Here is a 3,229-nt window from a genome sequence, read left to right as displayed (position 1 = left end):
CGATTTTGAACGCTGCCGTTTTTTGAAACCGCTATGGCTCAGCAACTGAGAAATAGCTGCCTACTTCAGACCATCCCTAGCGCACAACTACATCTTAAAGACACCCAATCGCATTCTGTTAGACAACTGTGTTCAAAAGCAATCTACTGGTCGAGATTTAGCAACTTAGTCGTAAAGGACATTGAGGAAAATTTTAGCAGTCAACTTCAGGATTGCCTTGCAACCGCCAGAAAGAACGCAGACGCCACGTATATGCAGGAGCTAATCTATGCAACTGCCTGACGAAATCGCTTTTCTCGGAGCATTCTTGATCGAGCCTGGAGAGGCGTATCGCAAAGCGACCTGGTTGCTTAACGACTTTGACGCCGACGTATGGGAATACAGCTTTGGCTACAAAAAAACGAAGCTATTGGACTGGCAAGTCAGGCTATATGACGGCAGCTTTCTGACTGATACTAAAAATCAAGATTTGCTCTTGGGCTTCAAATACTATTTATCGTCCTGTACCCGTGACTCGTTTGGGTATCTTGCTGAAACTAATGAAGTCCAAGGGCAACAGCTGTCACGATTCTGCCATGCTTGCCAAGTCATGGATTACCTGTTGATCAATGGGAGGCGCTTCCAGCTTGCGAGATACGGATTGAGTGGCCTTACCGCCGGCAACCTCATCGAGATTCTCCAAAACCTGGCTGACAACCCTCAAATCGCGGAGTCGGTCTATAACTGGCGCCAGCGGCTCCGGGATTACTGTATGCAGCTCGTTGCACAGACCAGCCCAGAAGCCATGGTTGAAGTTCTCGATCAGAAGCCGCAAATCGCTGTCATCACGGACGAACAACGAGTCGAGGACGAGCTTGGCATCGCCTATGAGATGGTACCGAGAGTACGAGCCGCTCTATACATTGGAGGCTATTACCACAGGCAAGTTTCGGGCAACCAGCCAAATACGATACTGTTATCTCAGAAAATCTACTCAGAGGCGCTTTGGGGTAATAACCAACCCAAGGTGACATACGGCATCCTCGTTTACAATGACGACTCATCTCAATTAGACAGGGAGTTCAATGGCGCGCCCGTCACCAGCGGCGCCCGAGAAAGGATGCGTGACCAGACTTACGCAGCCTACAGACGCGCCGTTTACCATCTAGGGGTGCTCCATGAGGTAGAGCTGCCAGCGCCGAGGGTTGCTGCCTTGGTGGAGGCGGAACAGTTCAGCCCTAAATTATCGACAATCGGGCGTTTCCGCACTCTCCCATCCGAAATCGTATTCAGAGGGCTAAGACACGCGATTGAATTTCATCTCGACTATGGTCAGGATCTCACGAAAGCTTTCTGCAGAATCGCGTTGGTGTCCAAGAAACGCAAAATCTCACCAAGCGCCCTGCCATCAGCTCGGGTTCAGCAGCTCGTAGGGCCAAAATTGGCGGAAATGGGCGTCAACAGAGTTTCGTTGGCATTCAGTTCAGCCCGCGCCGGCACCAACGTCAAGGGCACGAAAAAATCGTATTTCACTAACTTGCGGGCCAACAGTGGCTTTTATGAGCTTATGGCCGTTTACGTCGGGTGCGTACAGCTTACCGTAGGAATTTTGATGGCTCGTAGGGTAAGCGAGCTGTACGAGCTTGACGCAAAAGACTGCCTTGATGAAACAGAAGAGTGGCTGTTGTTTCGGAATGCAAAAAGTACGCGTCATTTATTTGGTATGCGTCGTCGCGAAGTAAGACCTATCGAACCGATTGCCGTCGACATGATTAAGACGCTGATTCGCATGCAAAAGGTGCTAGTTCGAATCGGTTATATCCCGAAGCTTCAAAAACTCTTCGCTGTGCCCAACCTTAAAGGTGCAGCTAAGCTGACTGACTCCAGTGCGTACCTTTTCAACCGCAACCTGGATCTTTTCTGCGACTATTTTGAAACGCCGTTGAATAGCGATGGGCAGCGTTACTACTTTCGCCAGCATCAGATGCGCCGATTCTTCGCAATGCTCTTCTTCTACTGCGGTAGTTTTGCCAAACTCGACACATTGCAATGGATGCTCGGCCACACTGATCCTAAACATGTTTACCGTTACATCACCGAGGTAACGGATGGGGCGGTGCTCGCCAGCGCAAAAGCGCAGGTCATTGCCGAAGAATTGCACTTGGGCAACTTGGACGATTTCACAGAACTTACCCAGCTCATAGAACAGCGCTACGGAACCGCGAAATTCACAACGCTCAGCGTGCATGATCTTGAAGACCAGATTAAGGAGTTGGAGTGCGAAGGGTGGATTGAGATTGAGCCGGAATTTTTCAGCGACCACGAAGGCAAACATTTTAAGCTTGTCGCGCGTCTCACGCGCCCACTGGAGGCAGCATGAATAAGGGGGTATCACTCGCTGCGCGCGCTATCCCTGCGGTTCGTGGCCTCCATGTGCTACTCGTCGAAGCCATCAGAAAGCCGCAGCATCACCGGTCTGACCAGGAACTACGAAACGCGCTGAAAAGCCAAGGCGGTATTGCCAAACTGGAGCGGACGGTCACTGATGAGCGTGGCGAGGCTTTCCAGCTGTTTCCCATGAGCTTAAACACTCTAAAGACTTACTCCGAGGGCCACTTGCCGGGTGGATTTGGCGCGCTAAACAACCTTCGCCTCAAGGCTCTGGAAGCTTTGGAAATCGCTGAGAAACGCGGCGAGCGCTCAAACAAGCGTACACGTTCTGGATTGGCATTGAAGGTAGCCGAGTTGGGGAACGAGCTCGAACTTCACCGACAAACTAACATGTTGCTACTTAGAGCCTTAGCAGAATGTCATGAATGGTTTTTCAACATCCGCGATGCATCCACGGCGTTGCAGCGAGAGAAGGATGCACAGGATGCAGTGGATGTGGTACGCGCGGTTCTCAGCCTGGCAATGCCTCCCTTCAACACTCTGCACGTGATCGAGGCGCCCGCGCCTTCGGTTGACGTTGCGAACATTGCCGATTACAGAAAGGGCTAGTCCGATGCGTCCAGTTATCAGCAAAAAGCTTCACTCTCTACTCGGCGACTTTACATTTTTTAGTCACTTTTCGGTGGATCGTACGAGCACTCGTGATGCGTCGAATATGCCCTTCATTTGCTGGCCCAACGGATCGCCATGTCTGATTGCCAACCTATACATGCAAAGTTTGCTAGGTTTTGTACGAAAAGTATTGCCGCATACAACGTAGGCTGCAGGCCAGCGTGACCATGGCTGCGTAGCTCTTGGC

At 51.1% G+C, this 3,229-nt stretch carries 2 protein-coding genes; both read left to right on the top strand.

Annotated elements, in window-relative coordinates; translation table 11 throughout:
- Positions 1–268: 268 nt before the first annotated feature.
- Entirely contained in the window at positions 269–2,359 is a 2,091-nt protein-coding gene (locus tag CE491_RS00225; protein WP_110946388.1) for a site-specific integrase, read from the top strand.
- A complete protein-coding gene (locus CE491_RS00220; RefSeq protein ID WP_110946387.1) occupies positions 2,356–2,979 on the top strand; it encodes a hypothetical protein in 624 nt (207 codons plus the stop codon). The genes CE491_RS00225 and CE491_RS00220 overlap by 4 nt, the downstream gene beginning before the upstream one ends.
- Positions 2,980–3,229 lie beyond the last annotated feature (250 nt).

This window comes from Pseudomonas bohemica, assembly GCF_002934685.1.
In the GTDB taxonomy this organism is placed as follows: domain Bacteria; phylum Pseudomonadota; class Gammaproteobacteria; order Pseudomonadales; family Pseudomonadaceae; genus Aquipseudomonas; species Aquipseudomonas bohemica.
This window is presented reverse-complemented; position numbering and strand designations above follow the sequence as displayed.